This window comes from Catellatospora sp. NPDC049609 (assembly GCF_040675365.1).
Classification (GTDB): Bacteria; Actinomycetota; Actinomycetes; order Mycobacteriales; family Micromonosporaceae; genus Catellatospora.
This window is the reverse complement of the sequence record NZ_JBFAOU010000497.1, coordinates 1-1,012: the sequence shown is the minus strand read 5'-3', so window position 1 is coordinate 1,012 and position 1,012 is coordinate 1. Positions and strand designations below refer to the sequence as shown.

At 72.5% G+C, this 1,012-nt stretch carries 1 protein-coding gene; it reads right to left on the bottom strand.

Translation table 11 applies throughout. The features are described from left to right. Positions 1-44 precede the first annotated feature (44 nt). Positions 45-788, bottom strand: coding sequence for an AAA family ATPase (locus tag AB0J67_RS41390; protein ID WP_363491330.1), 744 nt, complete (start codon positions 786-788; stop codon positions 45-47). Between the last annotated feature and the right edge of the window lie 224 nt (positions 789-1,012).

Genomic DNA, 1,012 nt, shown 5'->3' with positions numbered 1-1,012 from the left:
GCGGTAGGCGTCCACACGAACGGATCATGATGGCTCGCCGCCGCTCAGTCGGCGGCGAGCAGGTGGCGCAGGTAGAGCTGGGGCTCGGCGAGGAACGAGCGGGTCAGCACGACCGGCTCGGCGTCGTCGTAGCCGACCCGGGCGATCGCGCCGTCGGCGTCGATCTGCAGGATCCGCGCCCCCGGCACCGCCAGCAGGACCGGCGAGTGGGTCGCGACGACGAACTGTGAGCCCTGCGCGGTCAGCTCCTGGATCCGGGCGATGACCGCCAGGCAGCCGTACACCGACAGCGCCGCCTCCGGCTCGTCGAGCAGGTACAGCCCCTGCGGCCCGAACCGGTGCGCGACCAGGTCCAGGAACGACTCCCCGTGCGAGCGCTCGTGCAGGCTGCGGCCGCCGTACGCGTGCGCCACGCCGAGGTCCTCGATCGCGGTGGCGACGTTGTAGAACGACTCCGCCCGCAGGAAGAACCCGGTGCGCGGCTTGCGCAGCCCGCGTACCAGCCGCAGGTGCCCGCCCAGCACCGACTCGGTGGCCCGGGTGGCGAAGGTGAAGTTCGTCGAGCCGCCCTCGGGGTTGAACCCGGCCGCCACCGCCATCGCCTCGATGAGCGTCGACTTGCCGGTGCCGTTGTCACCGACCAGGAACGTCACCTTCGGGTCCAGCTCCAGCCGCCCGGCCTTACGGAGCGCGGCCACCACCGGCAGCGCGAACGGGTACGCCGCCAGGTCCGTCCCGTCCTCGTCCAGCTCCACCCACCGCAGGAACCCCCCACCCGCCTTCGCCACCCCTCGACGGTAGCCGCGCCCCCGCCACCCCACCCGCGACCACGCCGCCGCCCTCCCCCTCCCCCGCCCCCACCCCACCCCATCCCGCCCCGTGCCGTCCCGTCCCGTCCCGTCCCGTCCCGTCATAGACGTTGGCCTATCTGGATGAAAAAACCATGATCGAAGTCATCCAGATAGGCCAACGTCTACGGAAAGGCGGGGCGCGAGGCGCCGCGGAGCCCCGG